Origin of the sequence: Arcticibacter pallidicorallinus (assembly GCF_003002875.1) — a bacterium.
GTDB classification, from domain to species: Bacteria; Bacteroidota; Bacteroidia; order Sphingobacteriales; family Sphingobacteriaceae; genus Arcticibacter; species Arcticibacter pallidicorallinus.
This window is the reverse complement of sequence record NZ_PVTH01000002.1, coordinates 424065-439300: the sequence shown is the minus strand read 5'-3', so window position 1 is coordinate 439300 and position 15236 is coordinate 424065. Positions and strand designations below refer to the sequence as shown.

Here is a 15236-nt window from a genome sequence, read left to right as displayed (position 1 = left end):
CCGCCCGGTACTACCGAACGGCTCTTTCCTGAAAAACTACTAATTACTACTTGATTTGAATTTGTCTCGCAATTGGCTTAGCCTGCTCCTTCTTCGCTACGCGAATGGAAAGAACCCCCTGCGTATATTCTGCCTCAATCGCAGAATTGTCTGCACTTTCCGGTAACACAAACGCCCGTGAAAACGAATGGTAACTGAACTCGCGCTTGGTATAACGCCTACCTTCCGTTTTATCTTCCGGAGTACGAGCTACAGAAACAGTCAATATATTTTTGTCAAGCTGGATCTTAAAATCCTCTTTATTCAATCCAGGTGCGGCAAGGTCAATACTGTAATGACTTTTATCTTCACTGATATTTACCGCAGGAACTTTAGAGACTGAACGGTCTGAAATAAGCGAATCGTTTAACACTGATTCAAAAACGCCGTTAAATGCCGGTGATAAACGCTGGTTCCGAGTGTTGCTGAATGTTATTAGTGACATTTTATTTCTCCTTGTATTTGTTACTATGATATACAAGGGTTGATTCAAAGTAAATGCCAACTCAATATAGCGTTCCTCAAACCAATATAAACCGCCAAAATTGCAGCAAACCGAGAAAACACACGTCAAAACGGCACTAATATGCCTTTTCCTCTTTTTTAAAGGTATTTATGATAGTGAGCAAAACAAGCTTTACATCTAACGACAGGCGCCAGCTCTCCATATACATCAGATCATATTCTACACGCTTTCGCATCAGTTCCGGATCTTCTGTTTCCCCGCGGAAGCCATTTACCTGCGCAAGGCCACTAATACCGGGCTTTAAGAATTGTCGTACCATGTACTGGTCGATAATCGCGCTGTACTGTTCGGTATGCTTCAGCATATGCGGACGAGGGCCTATAACACTCATATTGCCGATTAACACATTAAAAAACTGTGGGAGCTCATCAACGCTTGTCCTCCTCATAAACCTGCCGATAGGTGTGATACGATCGTCGTTTTTTGTCGCCTGCCTTACATGGCTATCGTCGTTCATTCGCATGCTCCTGAATTTATAGCAATAAAAAGGCTCATTATTCCGTCCGCTTCTTAACTGCTTAAAAAACACGGGCCCTCTGCTCTGAACTTTGATGATAATTGCCAGTATAGGCACCAGCCAGCTTAATAAGAATACGATAACCAGACTGCTGAAGATGAGATCAAATACTCGCTTCTTAAACCGGTTTTGTATACTCTCCAGGGGCTCGTGCCGTAAACTGATGACAGTGAACTGACCCATGTGTTCTGTGCTGTAAGGCATGGACAAATCTCCAACAAGATCGGGCACAATATTCAAACGAACACAGGCACGTTCTGCTTCTTCATCCAGAGCCTGTCCGTATTTAAGGTTCTCATAATTAAGGATAACATAGATATCGTTTATCCCTTTATTTGAACACTCGTTGAATACTTTTGATACCTCAGGAACCAGGCGGCCGCTTGCGCGGTCGAACAAATCTGTATCACTCGTAAACTTAAAGCCTCGGAAATGATAGTTCTGGTTCATCTCCAGGTTAGACGCCAGGCGTAACCCCATGCTGTTCTGGGGGATGATCAAAACGGGACGCCTTACGTTAAGATAGCGGAATAACCCGAGCTCAATAAAGGCCGCAGCGATCCGGCTGATAAAGAACATCAGTCCCAGGCTCACATAATAAATAATAATGAAATCATCGGAAACAAAGGGCTTTAGGCCCGAGAAGAACAAATAAAAGCCCATCAGGATGATATGTCCGAAGTACGCTTTACCACAGGATTTAAAGACCGCACGAAGGGTTCCGAGTCTGTCTCTGCGATACATTCCGATAAAACTCGACAGAGAGAGCCACACCAGGTTGTTCACAAGGATGATATTCCGGGACGAGGATTGAAATGTAGGAGCCTCCATCCCAAAAACCAGATACCATGCAATAAAAAAAGCAAGATTGATAACAAGGAGGTCTGTTACAATCAGAATATAATGAAAAAGATACGAATAGCGAGTTTTCATTTAGCACTAGGGATGGAAAAAAACAAAAACAGCTTTTCCTAAGCCAAATATATCAATGTTAAGTTAAAATCTGGATAAAAACAGAGCGGCACAAGACAGAAACACCCTGCACTATCTTCAACGCTTATTGGTATTTTCAGGTAAGATGCACTTTCATTATCTGTCAGGGCTGGTTTTGATAAGATCGGGGCGGCAAGGACATATATAACCGCCCCAAATTTTTATTTGAATCAGCTCTTCAGATCAGCTGGGCTATCAAGCATTGCTTAATAAAAGTTCGGTATTCCGCATCATTGCGAAATATTCAGTTTGTTCGGTCCTTAGCTGATCGATCAGTCGTCCTTCGGGGAGAATAACATCGTCATAGGTAATGACCTGGTCCTTTGGTATGTTATTTTTAAGGACACACCCCTCAGCTACTCCCAATGGTAGCAGGTTGCCGTTTTCTGTTATATCTGCGTTCTCACACAAGCCATACGTCATATAATGTCCGATGCCGTCTATCACATCGCCAGCCTTAAGATCTATCTTAGCGGTAGCAACCACCTCAACACAGGGAGCACCTATTGGTGCGAGTGCCGCGTCATCGAATAAAACCGCACGAGCAACCGTCAACGGCACTTCAAAATGACACAAATGATAGGGTGTGTAAAAAAGATAAAGTGGTCCTTCACCCAGCTTGTACAGATTGAGATAATGTTGCTGTGCAGGATGATCATGAGTTCCTAACACAAAAACTCCGGGACCCGGCTCTGCGCCTACCACATAATCTACTATACCTGGTCCTTCCAACAGATCTTCGAGTGGGTAAGCGCTGAGCACCTCCTTCAACGGCGTTCCGGAAGGCAGGGCCGGACCGTGCATGCCTCTTTTAGCAACGCGCATACCTGTTCCGTTCGCTACGATAGCTTGTTCAAACGAGATTTTACTTCCATCGGCAAAAGACGCAACCATAGCGGGTTTTTGTCCCCACTTCTTTGCAAAACCCTCCTGGGTGGTTGGGTTTCTGTAGGGGTCATGAAGACCTTTGATATTTCCGCACAAAACCGGTTTAACTCCCAGCGACTTAACGAAGCGGTAAAGATTCATCTCCACCCCCGGTTGGTCGCCGTCAACGTTCGTAAAGACCACACCCTCCTGATCTGCATAAACTTTGAGGATCGGCCCCACCGTGCCGTCCACCTCAGCGTCCATAAGAATGATGTGTTTCTTATTTCTGATCGCTGTTAAAGCAACCTTAGCTCCGAACTCTACAGCTCCCGTCACCTCGATTACCGCGTCTATACCTTCTGCCTGGCAGATCAACATGGCATCATCCGTAATACTTACAACCGAGTTCCGGATATTGGCCTCCAGCTCTTCTCTTGTCGATACCGTATCTATATCAGATATTCCGGCTTCTACATACGCTCTCCGGGCGTTATCAACTGTTCTGTTTGCGATAGCTACAAGAACCATTCCCGGTACAAACTGCGAGATCTGAAGCGCTATCCCTCTGCCCATAAATCCCGCGCCTACCATACCAACCCTTACCGGTCTATTTTCATCCTGCCGTTTTGCCAGGGCTTTATCTACTATTATCATTGAGCTTAAATTTGAAAGTGAAGAAAAGATCTGAGCTCTTTTACGACATGTTTCCCGAAGGAATACTTGAGAAAGGCCACAGAATGGTTTAGCCGCAGGTAAACGTTCATGTTTTTGTTCGATGATCTTTTAAGTCCGAGCAGGCTATTAATGGAATAATGAAAAAGTGTATCCGAAGCGAAGTTCTCCTCCCAAATACGCCGGGATAGTTTAGCCTTAGCTTCCCATGAAGCTTCCTCTTTTTCGAGTATTGAGGGAATTTCATCCACCCTGTTTTCGGGTATGAAGACCGAAAAGTCTGACCATGGCAGACCGGGAGGACCTACCCACTCATCTGAGATGATCACAGGAACTCTTCCCGCCTTCATGGTTTCAAAAATCCGAATAGAAGAAGGGCCAAAGCCTTTAGGACAAAGGACGAATTTACTCTCGGAAAGCAGATTCGCATAATGCATTTTAGATGAAAGCGGGTGCCTTCCGAACGACTCTCCTTTACAATCATCCAGATATCCGCGGGAGTGAGTCAGACTCATGATCTTTTTCCTGATGCCGGAGCTAATGCTTCCCATAAAAGAAAACAGGTATTTAGGATCAACTTCATTGTCACAGCGGATAAAAGAGTTGGTCGTTTCAATATAGGGCGTTGCGGCCATCAGATTGCTGTTGTAAAGCCTACGTGGTACGCAGGCGTACAGTCCTTTAAGAATAAACCATGGCCTGTCGTGCGGATTGTACATATATACTTTATCGGGGTACATCCTTACGAGGTAATTCCTTTTCAGCGCTCTGAAAAAAGGATCAAAATGGTATCTTGAATTTTCTATAAATAAAATAATATCCGCCCTCTCCGGGTCATCAACTAGTGTATGCCTTTTGATCTTGTCTAGTTTCGCGATCTCCAGGAAAGAGGATATCGGCTCGGGGTCGTTATAAGCGGATGTTATAAAAACCTTAGCGGCCGGGTACTGACGAATGTGTGCATCGTAGCTCATGGTGGCAATTATGTTTTAAAGAACTCCAGCACCAGCATCCCTCAGGACGCCAGCACAGAGTTGAGTAATGAATGGCTTAGGTCTTTTTGAGACACCACCATAGGGTCGATCGGCCAAACAATGCCGATTTCAGGATCATCAAACCTGTATCCTCTTTCAGAGCCGGCTGTATAAAACTGAGTCACCTGATAAGTCACATCTGTATTATCCGCCAATGTGATAAAACCGTGGGCGAAGCCCTCCGGAACATACAGCATCCGATAACTGTCGGCGGTAAGTTCTACACCTATCCATTGCTTAAAGGTCTCAGACCCTTCACGCATGTCGACAATGACATCATAGATAGCACCCCTTGTGCAACGCACCAGTTTCGTTTCTTCGTAGGGGGCTACTTGCATATGCATACCCCGTAAGGTGCCTTTCTTTGCATTATAGCTTACGTTTGTCTGTACCATAGCCGTATTCAATCCGTATTGTTCGAACTCTTTCTGACAATAAGATCGTCCGAAGAAACCGCGCTCGTCTTCCAGTCTTTTAACATCGATAATGTATGCGCCTTTCAGCTTTGTCTCTGTAAAAATCATCTCTTTCTATTTTGCTGTTTCAAGTGAAGGCTGGGCCTCTGCTCTTAGGTTAGGCTTATGGTTCCATTCAAGTTCTTCATTTATATATTCGCGCTCTTGCAGGCTTGTCAATAGCTTCAGCCTCATAAGGAGGGAATCGCGAAACTCTACATTAGAGAACTTCATGGCTACCAAACTTTCATACAGCTCTGTAATGGTCTGATTTAAGGTATATACCGGCTGGTGATTGGGGGCAAGTTGCCTGAATAACTCGAAGTCAACCCTATAAGACCGCTTGTCGGGCACCGCCTCTGTATTTAAATGGACAGTCGTTCCCGGGATTACAGCAACAACCGCTTCGGCGAGATCTTTAACCTGGTAGTTCCATTCATCCGAACCTGCGTTGACAGAAACAAATTCACCACCGTTAGCAATGTCGCGCAGAACGCCCCATTCGATAGCCCTGGCCATATCTTTGACGTGAATCAAAGGCCTCCAGGGACTTCCGTCACTTAAAATACTGATGCGTCCGGAAACAACAGCTGCCGCAACAAAATCATTTAAAACAAGATCGAGCCGCAAACGATCGCTCATGCCGCAGGCTGTAGCGAACCGCAGGCAAGTAATTTTGAAGTCCGCATCTGCAAGATGCTCCAGATCAAGTTCTGTAAAGACCTTTGACTTCGCATACGCCGTTAATGGGTTCAAGGCTGAGCTTTCATTTTTTGCCTGATCTCCGGCTGCACCATATACACTGCAGCTGGAAGCGAAGATAAATGAGCCTACTCCCGCCGCTTTCGCCATCTTGGCGATGGCCACTGATGAACGGTAATTAACGTCCAGCGTTATCTGCTCATACTTGTTACCCATTGGGTCATTGGAAATTGCTGCCAGATGTACAACTGCCGTCACACCTTCAAGGACGTCTGCAGACATGTTCCTGACATCCCCAAACAACTGAACGTCTAGACTATGCTCGGGAAGCAAAGACGCATTGGTTAGGGAAGAAGCAAAGTACGCCATGTCGTAACCAACGAGCGTGGCCTCAGGGAAGGTTTTACGTAAGTGGCTTACAACACCTGGCCCTACGTAACCCATGTTACCGGTAATTAAAATTTTCATATTGAGCGTTTGTACTATTTAGTAACTTACTTGATTGCTGGAAACGATTTTGTTATACCAGGGTGCTTTACCTTTATTCCACATGTCTTCCAGAAGGGTTTTGTCCCTCAGTGTGTCCATTGGCTGCCAAAAACCATTATGGCGGTAGGCAGAAAGTTCCCCTTCCTTGGATAGCATTTCCAGAGGCTCCCGTTCCCAAACGGTTTCATTTGCTTCTATGTAGTCGAGCACCTCGGGTTCCAGCACAAAGAAGCCACCGTTTATCCAGGGCATTTCTTCTCCGTTAGGCTTCTCTTGAAACCTGCTTACTTTGGTATCATCTGATCCGAGGTTAAAAGCCCCGAAACGTCCGGGCTGTTGTACTGCTGTAAGAGTTGCCAGCGTACCCTGCAAACGGTGGAAGGATATTACTGCGCCTATATCCAGGTCACTCAATCCGTCGCCATATGTCATACAAAATGTCTCATTACCCAGATATTCCCTCACGCGCTTAAGGCGCCCGCCCGTCATAGTATTATATCCAGTGTTAACCAATGTTACTTTCCAGGGTTCTGAATGCACCTGATGGACTTCCATACTATTATTGGACATATCAAACGTTACATCAGAGTTATACAGAAAATAATTGGCGAAGTACTCTTTGATGATATGACCTTTATACCCGCAACAGATAACAAAATCATTGATGCCATAATGAGAATAAATTTTCATTATGTGCCAGAGAACCGGCCTGCCTCCGATTTCCACCATTGGCTTTGGCCTGATTCCGCTTTCTTCACTAATACGGGTACCGTAACCGCCTGCGAGTATAACTGCTTTCATATCTTATTTTCGTTAATGAGCCAGAGAATTTCGTCCTGATTTGAAGCTAAAGTAAAGTGACTTGAGCAGAAAAAAGCAACACAACATGGTTATGAGTACAATAATGTAAAGTTGTGTAAAGCAGCGGGAACCGCGTTCTGCCTCTCTCCCAGATAACAAGTTCATAATTAGCGTAACCGCACTTAAACTGAACTTCGAAATCTTGTCAGATCACTCCTAAATCTCTGCCGATCGCGAATAGATTCGATACGGTTCATCTTAAATGCAGGCTTGCGACAAGCTTATTTTAAACGGACAGTGATAATCTGAGCAAAAGGTGTTCACAGCCCGCCATTTATTTACTCATATTTTACAGAACGTTCTACAAACTAAGCACATCCCATTTTGAAACGTCATTTTCAGCTACTTTTGAGTTGTTTAACGCTAGTTCCAACTGAATCCTCATGATGATAACAGATCCATGTAACTGGAGTGGCGAAGCTATGCTACCTTAAAAAATTTCGAATATGTATAAACACCTATTTTTCTTGTCAGCTCTTTTAGTGTGCCTCCTTCCCGCCTGCAGCTACAAAGGCGTGCCTTATTTCCAGGATCTGAATCAAAACACTCCTTCCAAAGAAACTATCGCTAATTTCCGACCGGTTACCATACAGCCGGAAGATGTATTAGGAATAAATGTAAGCAGCCTTAACACCGAGGCTTCATCGGTCTTTAATTACAATCTGAATACGATAACTGGAACGACCCAAAACGCCAATAATCCGGTCGTCGGATATCTGGTTGATGAGAAGGGAAACATTCAGCTGCCCCTGGTAGGAAGCGTGAAAGTTTCAGGCCTTACCATTTCCGGAGTCAGAGAGAAAATACAACAGCAACTTACAGAATACCTGAAACAGCCCGTAGTCAACGTCAGGCTACTCAACTTTAAGGTATCCGTCATGGGCGACGTTCTCCGGCCAGGCGTCTATCCGGTACAGAATCAGCGTATAAGTATTGCAGAGGCAATAACAATGGCCGGTGACCTGAACATAACGGCGCTCCGTACAAACGTCATGCTCATACGGGAAAACGAAGGAGTAAGAGAGTACATCCCTATTGATCTTACATCCAAAAAACTCTTTAACTCTCCTTATTTCTACCTGAAGACCAATGACATTTTGTATATCCAACCAGGTAAGAACAAATTTGCAAGCGTAGACAACAGTTACAGGAACATCAGCATCCTGCTTTCAGCGCTGTCAATCGTGGTTATCTTATTAACCCGCTAACACAAGAAAACCCCACCCTATGAACACTGAAAACACTCCTCTAACGCGCTTTATAGAGAAAGACGAAGAGAATGGATCGAGTAACTTCGGAGAGACTCTTTCCCGATATCTTTATTATTGGCCCTTGTTTCTCGTTTGCATAATAAGCTCGCTGGCTGTCGCCTACGTGTACCTTCACTATGCTAAGCCTGAGTACATCGTAAAAGCCAAATTGCTGATCAAGGCCGAAAAAAGCAGCACGAATTCTGAGTCTTCCCTCAACGAAATAATCAAACCTTACCAGACAGGGAAGAGTGTGGAAGACGAAATCGAAATCTTAAAGTCGAGATCCGTTATCCAGCAAGTCGTAAAAGACCTGGAACTGTGGGCACATTACGAAGAAAAAGGGAGTATAATAAGTGAAGATCTATATGGCCAATCCCCACTTAGGTTCAGGATCATTAAAAAAGATCAGGACTTCGAGTCGAAGGATTTCCTTATCACGATACTGGACGCCGAAACTTTCTCTCTGGAAGATGCAGATGGGAACGTTAAGCAATTCCGCTTTTCAGACAGACTTCGAAATAATTTCGGGTCCTGGAAGCTGGAGAAGACCGCAAATTTTGACAACTTCATAGGAAAATCGATAAACATCAAAGTAAAGGATCCGGAGCTCGCCACAGACCAGTTGCTCGGACGGATAGAAGCGACAGAAGTAAATAAGAATGCATCTGTAGTTGAACTCAGTATTCAGGAAAATGTACTTAAACGCGGAAAGGATATACTGAATCAGCTCATCGTTCAATATAACATCGCTTCTGAGAGGGAAAAAGAAAGAGTTGCGGGTACTGCCCTGAAATTTATTGACGAGCGTCTCTCTTCTCTAACCGGCGAACTCAACTCGGTTGAAAAGGACGTCGAGGGCTTCAGAAGCAGCCGCGGACTAACAGATATCTCCTCAGAATCCAAAGTCTACCTGGATAACGTAAGAGTAAATGATGCACACCTGAACGAAGTCGATGTCCAGCTAAACGTCATCAGGGGAATTGAGCGTTACGTAAACTCGCCTGATAATACCTCCACATCTGCGCCCTCGACTATCGGAATTGATGACCCTGCACTCACATCATGGGTAAGCAAACTCATCGATCTGCAGCTTCAATATCAACAGCTAATGGGTACACTTCCCGAGAAGAACCCGGCGTTTGACCCCATCAGACAACAGATTTCCAGCACAAAAAACGCGATCAAACAGAACATCGGTAACATCAAAAACTCCCTGGTTTCCACACGCCGGCAGCTGGAATCTTTTAATTCCAACTTTCAGGGCTCGATCAGAAATCTGCCAAGTGATGAAAGGCAGTTGGTTAGCATTAAGCGTCAGCAAAGTATTAAGGAAAACCTGTACCTCTATCTCTTGCAAAAGAGAGAAGAAGCGGCTTTAAGCCATGCCTCGACCCTGGCATTTAGCCAAACGGTTGACAGTGCGTACCTCGATACCTATAAGAAGCCACTAACGTACTCGCTAGCTTTATTCATCGGAATTCTCCTCCCCGCTACAATACTTTTCGGCAGACAGCTTTTTAACAATAAGATCCAGTCTACCGAACAAATTGAACGCACGGGAGTACCTGTAACTGCAGAGCTGGTTTACGAGTATTCGAAATCTCCGATTGTTGTTCACAATAAAAGCCGCTTCGCCATCGGAGAACAGTTTCGTTCTCTGCGTACCAACCTCCTGTACCTGCATGAAAAGAAAAAAAGCGGTCGCGTCACCCTCGTTACCTCCAGTATTGCGGGCGAAGGCAAAAGCTTTGTTGCGAGTAACCTGGGTGTAGCATTGGCGGCATCGGGAAGAAGAACGATTATTCTGGAACTGGACCTCCGCAAACCCAAGATCGCATCCAATTTTAATATCAGCAAGGAAGGGCTGGGATTGAGTGACTTTCTGTATGGCCGGGCTTCTGTCGATCAAATCACTAAAACCTCTGCATTGCACCCTAATCTTTCCATTATCGGAACGGGCGCGCTCCCGGAGAATCCATCGGAATTATTGGAACATATCGAAATCGATGATCTCATCCAACTGTTGCGATCCGAATATGATGACATTATACTCGATACGCCACCGATATTCCTGGTAACAGATGCCATGATCATATCGCGTGTGGCAGATGCCTCACTGTATGTTGTACGGCAGAACTTCTCGTATCGTAAACATCTCGGCTTTATTAAAAAAATCTTCAGGGAACATAAATTACCCAAAATGCAAGTCGTCTTTAATGCAATACAGAAACGCGGGGAATACAAGTATGGTTATGAATACTATACCGCCATCAATACGCAGAAAAAACACTCCCTGCATTCTTTTGTGAGAGAGGTATCAAATCGCCTTTTATTAAGTAATTCCTAACGTTGGACACGAACAAACAGCTCAGCTCCGGAAAAAAGCTGGTTAGAAATTTCTTTTCTTTAAGTCTCGTTCAGTTTGCCAACAACGTTTTACCGTTGCTGACAGTACCTGTTATCGTCAGGATTATAGGTCCTGATAAATTTGGTGCTATTAATTTCGCGGCAGCCATAGTTACCTATTTTTCACTGCTTATCAACTATGGTTTCGACTTAACAGCAACGCGGGCAATCGCCCGGGCACCCCATGACAAGGAGGAACGAAACAGGGTGTTCAGCAATATCTTGTTCGCTAAGATCTTGCTGCTTTCACTATCCCTGCTCGTCTTCGTTCCGTCACTATTCCTGGTGCCCGCGATGGCGGCAGACAAAGACTTGTTCATTTTTACCTACATTGCCTGCTTTTCTCTGGTTATCACACCGAATTGGCTTTATCAGGGCTTGCAGGAGCTGCATCAGGTTGCTATTTTTAATTTCATAGCAAAGCTGCTGTTCACCATCTCTATTTTATTCATTGTCAGAAAAGAGGAGGATTATGCGCTTCAACCTTTGATCCTCAGCTTGTCGCAAATAGCAGTTGGACTATGCTCCTTTGTATGGGCGGTCAGAAAATACAATATCACCATTATACCTGTTGGTGTAAAAAATATATTTACGTTGCTGTGGACCGAGAAGATGATCTTCTTCTCCATGATTGTAGTAACACTTTATACCACGACAAACACCATTATTCTAGGAGTTGTGCAAACAAATAAAGATGTGGCTTTCTACACCGCAGGCTGGAAACTCATCATGATTATGCAAACATTTGTTTCACTACCCTTGCGGCTATCCCTCTTTCCTTTTATTGGCGAGAGCTTTGGAAGAAGCAAAGCAGATGGGATCGCCAAGGTCAGTCAGCTGATACCCTTCATCACCATATTCACCGCGGTATCAGGCGCTGTTATTTGGGTACTTGCTCCCTGGATGATTCAAATGTTCTACGGAAGCCAGTTCGGAGAAGCTGTAACGGTATTACGAATCTTATGTTTCGTCCCCCTTATACTGGCCCTGGGCGATCTGTTCGGTATCCAAACGATGATCAATCTGAAGATGGATAAGCAGTTCTTCAATATCACGTTGCTCGGAGCCGGCGTTGGGTTAATACTAAATTATTTTCTCTCCAAACAGTCCGGTGCTGCAGGCACCGCATGGGCCTGGCTCCTGACAGAGGTATTCATCACTTCCTCCATGTGGATCTTCCTCTGCTCCAGAAAAATTCAGCTTTTAAAAATAAGCTACTTCCGGCTTAGCCACCTGTCGCAGCTGGTAAGACCCTTCGTTTTCACACTTAAAAAAAAGGTTTATAAAAATATCTGATGAATACATACGCAGCAGTAGTCGTTACCTTCAACAGGCTTGCCCTCCTCCAAAAATGTATCGATTCTTTGAGGAATCAGACAAAGCCTCTGGACGCAATCATTGTCATTAACAACAGCAGTACAGACGGTACGCAGCAATGGCTTGATACACAGGCTGACCTTATCGTGTTCCATCAGGAAAATGGCGGCGGAGCAGCCGGCTTTTACAGGGGAATGAAAGAAGCCTATGTAAGAAATTATGACTGGATATGGATGATGGACGATGACGTCGACCCTCTGCTGAACTGCCTCGAAGAGATGATCTCATCAAACGCCTATTACCAAAATCAGTTTGATGTATTGCAACCCGACAGAAAGTTCTTCAATTCCGAATCAGAATGGCAATACGGGTCTAAATTCAACTTCAGGAACCCCTTTATGCCTGAAGCCACTACTCCCGTTAAGTCTTCGGATTTTCAGGACAAGGAGAAAATCAAAACCATCGTCTCCTTTCCTTTTGAAGGACCCATGTTTTCCCGGAAAGTTATAGAAAAAGTGGGTTGGGTGGACAAGCGCTATTTCATCTTTTATGATGATACTGATTATTCGGCCAGAGTCTTTAACGCCGGGTTCAAAGTTGGCCTCGTTCGCGACGCCATCATGACGAAGATGATTAACCCTCCTGTGAATGGGATCTCTGTCGATTGGAAGCTCTATTACCGTATCAGAAACCAGATCATCATCGACAGAAAGTTTGGAAATCCTTATATAGCGGTCAGCCGTGCAGCTTACACAAACATACATCGTGTCCTGGCGATCGGTAAACTTTCGCTTCGGAAGAAAACGTTCTCTGCTTTCCCTGAACACGTTTCAACAGTTGCCAGGGCAATGCGGGATGGCTTTACCTTCAAGTTGGTTGAGTAGTTGAGACGGTCTATGAAGAAGAGTACGATTCAATGCTTAAAGTTGGCCAGAAAGATCTATATGAAGGCGTTTCTAGACCGGGAACATCTTTATGGGTCGCATCCTGTCGTCAGAAATCAGCAAGCAAACCAATTGATCGCCAATGCGATCAATACGCATGCACCTGTTATGGTTGCCAGATTGGGAGCAGTAGAGGCATCCTGCATCGGGATTTATAAGAGCATACATAGCTCGGGAAACCAGACACTAAACTACATTCGCGGAAAGGCTGAAGCGTTTTGGTGGGAAGAAAACTCCATGTCCCTCATGGCGAACAATGCGGGATTCTTTCCCGCAGAACCTGCCATGCTGGAAAGGTTTTCGTCGCTGATGCTGGAAGATATGGCGGAGGTGGATATTCTCGGTTCCTGGCTGTGGCAGGAAAAACTCTTTGCAGGGGAACTGCACAATGCAACCCGAATTGGCCTCACTGACCTGGAACCCTACAACCATGACGATCCCTGGTCTCTTTCGCTTGAGGGCAAACGGGTGCTGGTCATTCACCCTTTTACTGAAAGTATCAGTCAGCAGTATTCAAAGCGGCATTTAATTTTCAAAGATTCACCGGTATTACCCGAGTTTGATCTCGTCACTTTAAGGGCGGTGCAATCCATCGCGAATACTCAGACGGGGTACAGGAATTGGTTCGACGCTCTGGAGCATATGAAAGACCAAATAGCTTCCATCGATTTTGACGTCGCTATCATAGGTTGCGGAGCTTACGGATTCCCATTAGCTGCCCACGTCAAAAGAATTGAAAAAAAAGGAATTCATCTGGGAGGCGCCACACAGACTCTTTTTGGCATCAAGGGAAAGCGATGGGAAACAAAAAAAATACACGGCCGCGTGGCTGATATGATGAACGAACATTGGGTGAGGCCACAGGTAAGTGAAACTCCTCAGGGAATAAAAAGCATAGAGGATGGATGTTACTGGTAAACGATGATAGCTTCAGTTAAACTTTTCAACTACCGGATCTATTTGCCGGAGCTGCTTATAATTCTATTCTGCTACCTGATCGTGGAAAAGTGCTTTGCATGGTTTTTCACGCAAAACGCTTATATCAACGTCGTTGCCGTCAAGGCTTTAAGCCTTTTGATTTACGGCTATATCCTGGTGGATTTCAACAGCCTTAAATTAAAGGAAAAGATATATGTAGGCCTTTTCTCCGTCTTCATTGTCAAGCTGATTTTGCAGTCATTGATTGAGTATCAGGTTCCTTTCCGCAATTTCGAGATCTACACCGTTCTTTTCCCCATCATCTATACCGTTTTTATTAAATCGGTTATGAGGAAAATGAATGCAGATCTCCTGGGCTTTATTGCAGGCTTTTATCTCGTAACCTATCTGGCCTTTATGGCTCTTTTCGGACACCAGTTTTCCTTCAGTCTCGAACACATAGAACCCAACAGCGGCCCTTTTTCCGGAGATACGAGGATCATACATGCACATTCAATATTCATGATGATCATCCCGTTCTTATGGTATCTCAACAAGTTTATCACCAGGCAGACGTTACAATCGTTTTTGCTTTTTGCGCTGTGTTTCACCATCATTCTGATACATCAGCACCGGTCTGTATGGAGTAGTGCGATATTCGCCACGCTCATCTATTTTGTGATGGTCTTACGAACCAACAGGAAGGCACTCACGGGTATCGCCAGTTTTACAGTGACGAGCTTCCTCGTCTGCATCATCGCTTTGTATTATGTATCGAGTATATCTCCGGGACTACTTGACTTCTTCTCTGACCGTTTTGCTGAAATACTGAACCCCTCCACAGAGAGCGGCACCGGGGGATTCCGCATCCAGCAACGGGAGATGTATATGAATTTCATCAGAGAGAAACCCTTGCTAGGCTGGTCATTTGAAGGATATAGCCTTCCAAACCCCCTGGTAGACTGGTGGGATGCGGGAACAGGTCACCATTTCCATGAGGGCTTTATTGAGATACTGTTTTATCACGGCATCGTGGGCTTCCTTTTCAAATTCTCTTTTCTCGTCTATATCGTATACAAAGCTTTTAGCTCTAAGATTTCAAACAGGGCTGTAGTCCTGATTCCCTTTTGTCTGAGTGGTCTTATTTTTTCTCTGAGCTACGTCGCCCCGCTCATCTATTGGGGACATGTAGGCATGTGTCTTTATTATCTCGAAACGAATAAAAATTTTAAAGAATAAC

The 15236-nt window shown here is 44.7% G+C and carries 13 protein-coding genes; 6 read left to right on the top strand and 7 right to left on the bottom strand.

Annotated elements, in window-relative coordinates:
* Positions 1-46: 46 nt before the first annotated feature.
* The 7 genes from B0I27_RS04655 to rfbF form a co-directional block, all read right to left on the bottom strand.
* Entirely contained in the window at positions 47-484 is a 438-nt protein-coding gene (locus tag B0I27_RS04655) for an Hsp20/alpha crystallin family protein (protein ID WP_106291915.1), read from the bottom strand.
* Positions 485-620: 136 nt separating this feature from the next.
* Positions 621-2015 (bottom strand): exopolysaccharide biosynthesis polyprenyl glycosylphosphotransferase, encoded by a 1395-nt coding sequence (locus B0I27_RS04650; RefSeq protein WP_106291913.1) that lies wholly within the window; start codon positions 2013-2015, stop codon positions 621-623.
* Positions 2016-2270: 255 nt separating this feature from the next.
* The gene (locus B0I27_RS04645) at positions 2271-3599 is read right to left on the bottom strand and encodes an NAD(P)H-dependent oxidoreductase (protein WP_106291911.1); all 1329 of its coding nucleotides are present in this window, start codon (positions 3597-3599) and stop codon (positions 2271-2273) included.
* 5 nt (positions 3600-3604) lie between these two features.
* Entirely contained in the window at positions 3605-4591 is a 987-nt protein-coding gene (locus B0I27_RS04640) for an exostosin domain-containing protein (protein ID WP_106291909.1), read from the bottom strand.
* Positions 4592-4632: 41 nt separating this feature from the next.
* Positions 4633-5175: a dTDP-4-dehydrorhamnose 3,5-epimerase gene (rfbC, locus tag B0I27_RS04635; RefSeq protein WP_106291907.1), complete on the bottom strand. Its 543-nt coding sequence runs from the start codon at positions 5173-5175 to the stop codon at positions 4633-4635.
* A 6-nt stretch (positions 5176-5181) separates the two neighbouring features.
* Complete coding sequence (locus B0I27_RS04630; RefSeq protein ID WP_106291905.1) at positions 5182-6276, bottom strand: NAD-dependent epimerase/dehydratase family protein; 1095 nt, start codon at positions 6274-6276, stop codon at positions 5182-5184.
* 18 nt (positions 6277-6294) lie between these two features.
* Positions 6295-7098 carry a glucose-1-phosphate cytidylyltransferase gene (gene rfbF / locus B0I27_RS04625; RefSeq protein WP_106291903.1) on the bottom strand — a complete coding sequence of 268 codons (804 nt, stop codon included), beginning with the start codon at positions 7096-7098 and terminating at the stop codon, positions 6295-6297.
* A 506-nt stretch (positions 7099-7604) separates the two neighbouring features.
* On the opposite strand from rfbF, the gene B0I27_RS04620 reads away from it, so the two are divergent.
* Genes B0I27_RS04620 through B0I27_RS04595 form a run of 6 tightly spaced genes read left to right on the top strand, consistent with a single transcriptional unit; the run spans position 7605 to position 15235 of the window.
* Positions 7605-8366, top strand: coding sequence for a polysaccharide biosynthesis/export family protein (locus B0I27_RS04620; RefSeq protein ID WP_106291901.1), 762 nt, complete (start codon positions 7605-7607; stop codon positions 8364-8366).
* A 19-nt stretch (positions 8367-8385) separates the two neighbouring features.
* On the top strand, positions 8386-10758 hold the full coding sequence (locus B0I27_RS04615) for a GumC family protein (protein ID WP_106291899.1): 2373 nt from the start codon (positions 8386-8388) through the stop codon (positions 10756-10758).
* 2 nt (positions 10759-10760) lie between these two features.
* Complete coding sequence (locus B0I27_RS04610) at positions 10761-12113, top strand: flippase (RefSeq protein ID WP_106291897.1); 1353 nt, start codon at positions 10761-10763, stop codon at positions 12111-12113.
* Positions 12113-13018: a glycosyltransferase family 2 protein gene (locus tag B0I27_RS04605; protein ID WP_106291895.1), complete on the top strand. Its 906-nt coding sequence runs from the start codon at positions 12113-12115 to the stop codon at positions 13016-13018. Before B0I27_RS04610 ends, B0I27_RS04605 begins: the two co-directional genes overlap by 1 nt.
* Before the next feature lie 60 nt (positions 13019-13078).
* Positions 13079-13996, top strand: coding sequence for a hypothetical protein (locus B0I27_RS04600; RefSeq protein WP_219904985.1), 918 nt, complete (start codon positions 13079-13081; stop codon positions 13994-13996).
* A 3-nt stretch (positions 13997-13999) separates the two neighbouring features.
* A complete protein-coding gene (locus tag B0I27_RS04595; RefSeq protein ID WP_106291891.1) occupies positions 14000-15235 on the top strand; it encodes an O-antigen ligase family protein in 1236 nt (411 codons plus the stop codon).
* Position 15236 lies beyond the last annotated feature (1 nt).

Coding starts and splice junctions, on each gene's coding strand:
- B0I27_RS04620 (WP_106291901.1), top strand. CDS start 7,605: ATGTATAAACACCTATTTTTCTTGTCAGCTCTTTTAGTGTGCCTCCTT.
- B0I27_RS04595 (WP_106291891.1), top strand. CDS start 14,000: ATGATAGCTTCAGTTAAACTTTTCAACTACCGGATCTATTTGCCGGAG.
- B0I27_RS04645 (WP_106291911.1), bottom strand. CDS start 3,599: ATGATAATAGTAGATAAAGCCCTGGCAAAACGGCAGGATGAAAATAGA.
- B0I27_RS04630 (WP_106291905.1), bottom strand. CDS start 6,276: ATGAAAATTTTAATTACCGGTAACATGGGTTACGTAGGGCCAGGTGTT.
- B0I27_RS04640 (WP_106291909.1), bottom strand. CDS start 4,591: ATGAGCTACGATGCACACATTCGTCAGTACCCGGCCGCTAAGGTTTTT.
- B0I27_RS04655 (WP_106291915.1), bottom strand. CDS start 484: ATGTCACTAATAACATTCAGCAACACTCGGAACCAGCGTTTATCACCG.
- rfbC (WP_106291907.1), bottom strand. CDS start 5,175: ATGATTTTTACAGAGACAAAGCTGAAAGGCGCATACATTATCGATGTT.
- rfbF (WP_106291903.1), bottom strand. CDS start 7,098: ATGAAAGCAGTTATACTCGCAGGCGGTTACGGTACCCGTATTAGTGAA.
- B0I27_RS04605 (WP_106291895.1), top strand. CDS start 12,113: ATGAATACATACGCAGCAGTAGTCGTTACCTTCAACAGGCTTGCCCTC.
- B0I27_RS04615 (WP_106291899.1), top strand. CDS start 8,386: ATGAACACTGAAAACACTCCTCTAACGCGCTTTATAGAGAAAGACGAA.
- B0I27_RS04650 (WP_106291913.1), bottom strand. CDS start 2,015: ATGAAAACTCGCTATTCGTATCTTTTTCATTATATTCTGATTGTAACA.
- B0I27_RS04600 (WP_219904985.1), top strand. CDS start 13,079: ATGAAGGCGTTTCTAGACCGGGAACATCTTTATGGGTCGCATCCTGTC.